The sequence below is a fragment of the Gemmatimonas sp. genome (assembly GCF_041689975.1).
Classification (GTDB): domain Bacteria; phylum Gemmatimonadota; class Gemmatimonadetes; order Gemmatimonadales; family Gemmatimonadaceae; genus Gemmatimonas.
In genome coordinates this window covers 1-4,937 of sequence record NZ_JBDNFF010000149.1, presented here as the reverse complement: position 1 = coordinate 4,937, position 4,937 = coordinate 1, and the positions used below count along the sequence as shown (strand labels likewise).

Genomic DNA, 4,937 nt, shown 5'->3' with positions numbered 1-4,937 from the left:
GGCCGCCAAGAGTGCCGCGAACTACCTGAAGTTCAGCTCGTTCTCCCGCAAGGGCCTGATCGACCAGCTCAAGTTCGAGGGATTCAGCGCGGCCGAAGCCGAGTACGGCGTCAATACAACGGGGCTCTGACGGCCCCTCCCCCAGACTGGCGTGGTTGGCCGATGCACTTGACGAGTTAGCGGCGGTGAACTTGATCGGAGCCTCATGCGCGACGTGATGGGCGACCATGAGCACCCGGATAGCGACCGGTGGGCCAGGCCCCGGCGATCGACGGCGGCCGGCCATAAAGACTTCGGTCTCAGTTTTTTGGCGGGGAGGGATGGGGGGAGACTCCGGTTGCTACCCGCCAGCACCGGGGCCGATGCGCGTTCTTCAGGAGCCGGTGGGGGTTCTTGTTGCCTAGCAAGCGAAACCACCTCGCTGTGCGGAGCAGAGTACGGTTCCACCGAGCATTGAGGCTGGGGCGAAGGGTTGCTGACGTGAGTCGTGGCGAGGGTTGGGCTGGGAAGCGGCGCCAGTCGTGGGCAGCACTGCCACTAGTTCTCGCTGCCCTTTTGGCCGGTGTGACTGTGTCCTGCGGAGGGGGCAGCCCGTTGGTGTTGAACCAAGACCAGCGAGTCATACTGGAATCATCATGTATACAAGGATTTGAGGAAATCCCTTCCTCGCGAAGCGCCGCCGCGCAAGCGAGGGCAGACTGCCCCTTGTTCATGAGCCAACTTGCGGAACTACTCCGCACGAAGTGGGACTGTCCAAGCAGCACATTCGACACATTCAACGATGCGTTTCGAGCAGATTCGCGCAACGTGAATTCGGTTCTTAAGAACGAGTGCTCGCTGCGATAGGTGGAATCGAGACTATTTCGGCCTGAGGAGCGGCTGGTCTCTGCGACTAAAGGCTCTCGGTCACGCAGCACGCCGTAGCGCCTTCCGCTGCCTGGCGTCATCCCGCCACGGACCCCGAACAGGTCGTCACGGTCGAGGGCGTCGTCGAGACACTCGTCGCGCACCGGGCACCGGGCACAGACGGACCAATGTAGAGTTGCAAAAGGATGGACAAGCGCGCGGCGGGCTGGGTAGCGGTTGTATTGCGCGTCCTTGCTTTGATTGCTACCGGAGCCCTCTTGCTGACGCAGAGCACCGCGACAAGGAGCGGTGCGCGCATTGGGCTTTCTCCGATTTACGGGTGTGGGTCAGTCCTCTCACCATCCGGAACGCCGACCAGTCCCGGCGCCGGGTTCTATCCGACAAGGCAGTGTCGGGAGCAGCGCGAGAGTCGACGAAGAATTGCAATTCCGGTCGGGAGCGTTGGTGTAGTGCTCCTTGTCGGGGGCACTTACTTCGCCGCTCGTCGGCCCAGAGTCGAGGCGTAGGGCTGGCCGGAGCCTTGTCGGTCTAACGGGCGCCTAGGTTCGACGTCGATGTTCCCGCCAAGCGCCGGGGCCGGTGCGTCTACGCCGCGCGCCGTAACGCCTTCCGCTCGGCCGGCGTCAGCCCGCCACGGATACCGAACCGGTCGTCACGCTCGATGGCATCGTCGAGGCACTGCTCGCGAACCTCGCAGCGTCCGCACGCGGCAAGCGCCCGCCGCTCCCGGGACGGCGACACGTCGTAGAACAGGGCAAGCGGCGTCGTCCGGCACGCGGCCGAGCCCCACCATGCTGGGGGCGATCAGCTCCTCGATGCATTGCTGCTGATCGTCGACGATCTTCTCGACCTAGGATCTGGGAATGGCTTGCCAAGAGTGTGGCTTCGAAGGGCATAACAGTGCCACCTGTGAGGGTCCTCATTGGCCGTGCCCGAACTGCGGCAAGCCGACGGCCAACATGAACGACTACTCCGAGCGCCACGACAGTGATTATTGCTCCCCCTTCACCTCACCCGAGTGTTGGGGCTGACAACGCGTCTCAGCCCGTCAGATTGGTCGGCCACCAAACTGGAAGCTGCTGCGCTCGCCCCGACCGGTGGCGCAGGGGGGCAGGGGCGCCGCCTCTAGGGGCAGAGCGTGCGGTCTTGAGATGTGTCCGATGGACGCTTCACCGCCGGTTGGCCAGCGAGCAACACCCACTCGACGCCGTCGACGGTCACAATGCGAAGCACCGTGCTGTTGTCGTCGCACGTGACGGACATCGTGATTTGTGTCGACTTGCACCCCTCGATGTCGGCTGCTGTCAGCGCGGCCCCGGACTGCACGACGGAACCGCACGTGGCCTGACCTTCGCCTACTCGCTCAAGCTCAAAGGGCGCGGACGATCGCGCTGACTCCGTCGTCGACGATGACCCGCCACACCCGGCAAGCGCCAATGAGGCGCAGAGAACTGCGAGGATTCGCTTCATGGCTGCCGAGGCTAGGTGCTCGCAATGCCGTCGGCGACAACCTTGGATTACATGCGCCCTTGGGTGAAGAAGAACGCACGGTGGTTGCTGCTCGACGAATGCTCAATGAGCACGGCCGCTTCCATCCCGCCGTCGGCGGCCGCTTGGAAGATGTCGGGGATCTGGTCCTGTCGTGTTGGCAGGAGGTGGCCGAGCTTCCGATCGCGATGGAAGAAGTCCAGTCGCGGCTGCCCTTTGTACTTGCCGGACGAGGTCGGGATCGAATGGATCGTCACCGGCACCTCCTTTTGCGCGGTCGACCTTCCCAGCGCATCGGCGATCACGTCGCGGCACTCACTGGTCCCTGCGAGCTTCAGTTTGAACATGCGCGTCGGCATGGCCGCTCGGTTCTCGGGCGACGCCGCGACCCAGCGGTAGAAGTACTCGGGCTCCATGAGGCTGAGCTCGGCGTCCCACTCGCCTTCTCGCTGGTGGAGGCTGCCGGTGATGACAACCGAGCCCTCGGCGGTGAGCTGTCGGAAGCCCTTGGCGTATTCATCGAGGATCCAGTTGGGCAGGTAGCCAACCTTGGCCCAGTTGGGGAGGTAGACGGCGATCGCTTCGCTGTTGTACTTGTTGTCGGGCTCGGGCCGCAGCTCGAGAATAACCGGGCCGACGGTGAAGCCGTCGAAGGCGGACTGATTGAGGTTGGTCCATGCGATCGGACAACCTCGCGGTCCGATCGGCACGTCCACGCCACCGGGAGTCACCCGTCGTCCCCCACCGTCTCTGGGTCCAAGGGGTTACCGCATTGGGCCCACCGTTTCGTAACCACTACGACGATGCTGCCACGGCTGCGGGTCCGCTGCCACGAAACATGTCGGTCGGCCAACTACGCGGCAGAGCGCCGTAACGCCTTCCGGCCGGCCGGGGTCATGCCACCACGGATGCCGTGCCGGTCGTCACGGTCGACGGCGTCGTCGAGACACTCATCGCGCACCGGGCAACAGGCGCAGACCAGCCACCGATCGCTTCTCCCGGGACGGGCTGTCCGTGAAGAACAGTTCCGGCGGCATCCCCCGACACGCGGCCGAGGCCCACCAGAGCGGCGCGGCCGGCACGAAGTCGGTGAAGTCGACGCCATGAAGGTCTGCGGGATCACCCTGCGTACCACTCGACCATCCGCGGGTCCTCTTGTCGGTGACTTGCGTCCCTCGCGCGCACACGCACGCGACCCCCCACCCAGGGGGGAGATTCCCGACTTCGATGGGGTCAAGGTGACGGGGGTCTCTGGGAGTTTGCATAGCCCCTGGTCGGGGTGTCGTCAGGTGATGCTTTTGAATCACCTGCGATGTGGTGGAAGCCGCCGGCCAGTCGACCGCGCCAACCGGGACAAGTGGTGGTGGCGCCTGTGGGCGGCGCAGGGGTCGACGTGCGGGTGACTGGAGGGGCACCAGGCCCGGCGGCCCAAGAGGCCTGCCGATGGCATCCGGCGGCAGATCGAGGCGGGAGTCCGAAGCCGCATTCCCGCCGCAGGAGCGTGATCGGAATGCCAACATGGGCACATCCCCAAGATGGGGCGGCAGAGCGGGAGGCGTTAACCATGGCGGGATCTACCGTCGACATCCAGGACATCGAGAACCGGCTGTGGGACTCGGCTGACGAGCTGCGCGCCAACTCGGGGCTGAAGGAGTCGGAGTACTCGATCCCGGTGCTCGGGCTGATCTTCCTGAAGTACGCCGACAGCCGTTTCTCGGCCGTCGAGGCCGAGCTGGAGAGCAAGGGGTCGGGCCGGCGCAAGGTCGGCAAGACCGACTACCAGGCCCGTGGCGTGATGTACCTGCCTCCCGACGCCCGCTTCGCCACCCTTCTCGACCTGGAGGAGGGCGCCGACCTCGGCCAAGCCCTGAACGACGCCATGGCTGCGGTCGAGCGCGAGAACGACGACCTGCGCGGCGTGCTGCCCCGCACCTACAAGGCGCTGTCGAACGCCACTCTCACCACCCTGCTGCGCAATGTGAACTCGATCCTCGGCGACATCGACGGCGACGCCTTCGGCAAGGTCTACGAGTACTTCCTCGGTCAGTTCGCCATGGCCGAAGGCCAGAAGGGCGGTCAGTTCTTCACCCCGACCTCGATCGTGCAGCTCATCGTCGAGATCATCGAGCCGTTCACCGGCAAGATCTACGACCCCGCCTGCGGGTCGGGCGGCATGTTCGTGCAGAGCGCACGCTTCGTCGACGAGCACCGCCAGGGCGCCACCGATCGCCTGTCGGTCTACGGCCAGGAGCGCGTCGACGAGACCGTGAAGCTGTGCCGGATGAACCTCGCCGTGCACGGCCTCGGTGGGCAGGTCCGCCAGGCCAACACCTACTACGAGGACCCGTTCGACAGCGTCGGCCAGTTCGATTTCGTGATGGCCAACCCGCCGTTCAACGTGAACAAGATCGACAAGGCCAAGCTCGCCGACGACCCCCGCTTCCCGTTCGGGCTGCCCCGCACGGACAACGGCAACTACATCTGGATCTCGTTGTTCCACAGCTCGCTGAACGACACCGGCCGGGCCGGGTTCGTGATGGCCAACTCCGCCGCCGACGCGGCCGGCTCGGAGCAGCAGATCC

At 65.1% G+C, this 4,937-nt stretch carries 7 protein-coding genes and 1 pseudogene; 2 read left to right on the top strand and 6 right to left on the bottom strand.

The features are described 5' to 3' along the window. The coding region (locus tag ACESNG_RS10005) for an Ltp family lipoprotein (RefSeq protein WP_373068810.1) at positions 1-130 on the top strand (130 nt) is incomplete at its 5' end. A 169-nt stretch (positions 131-299) separates the two neighbouring features. Here the strand turns inward: ACESNG_RS10005 and ACESNG_RS10000 are convergent. The 6 genes and pseudogenes from ACESNG_RS10000 to ACESNG_RS09975 form a co-directional block, all read right to left on the bottom strand. Next, positions 300-1,136, bottom strand: a complete 837-nt coding sequence (locus ACESNG_RS10000; RefSeq protein WP_373068808.1) for a WhiB family transcriptional regulator — start codon at positions 1,134-1,136, stop codon at positions 300-302. 316 nt (positions 1,137-1,452) lie between these two features. Further along, positions 1,453-1,647, bottom strand: a pseudogene (locus ACESNG_RS09995) (WhiB family transcriptional regulator); the annotation flags it as partial. A 345-nt stretch (positions 1,648-1,992) separates the two neighbouring features. Then, the gene (locus ACESNG_RS09990; protein WP_373068806.1) at positions 1,993-2,193 is read right to left on the bottom strand and encodes a hypothetical protein; all 201 of its coding nucleotides are present in this window, start codon (positions 2,191-2,193) and stop codon (positions 1,993-1,995) included. A gap of 191 nt (positions 2,194-2,384) precedes the next feature. Continuing rightward, positions 2,385-3,071, bottom strand: a complete 687-nt coding sequence (locus ACESNG_RS09985; RefSeq protein ID WP_373068804.1) for an HIRAN domain-containing protein — start codon at positions 3,069-3,071, stop codon at positions 2,385-2,387. Positions 3,072-3,208: 137 nt separating this feature from the next. Further along, a complete protein-coding gene (locus ACESNG_RS09980) occupies positions 3,209-3,316 on the bottom strand; it encodes a WhiB family transcriptional regulator (protein ID WP_373068802.1) in 108 nt (35 codons plus the stop codon). Beyond that, positions 3,306-3,620, bottom strand: coding sequence for a hypothetical protein (locus ACESNG_RS09975; protein WP_373068800.1), 315 nt, complete (start codon positions 3,618-3,620; stop codon positions 3,306-3,308). The genes ACESNG_RS09980 and ACESNG_RS09975 overlap by 11 nt, the downstream gene beginning before the upstream one ends. A 299-nt stretch (positions 3,621-3,919) precedes the next feature. Here ACESNG_RS09975 and ACESNG_RS09970 point away from each other — a divergent pair. After that, positions 3,920-4,937, top strand: a 1,018-nt coding sequence (locus tag ACESNG_RS09970; RefSeq protein WP_373068798.1) for an N-6 DNA methylase, incomplete at its 3' end; no start/stop codon positions are given.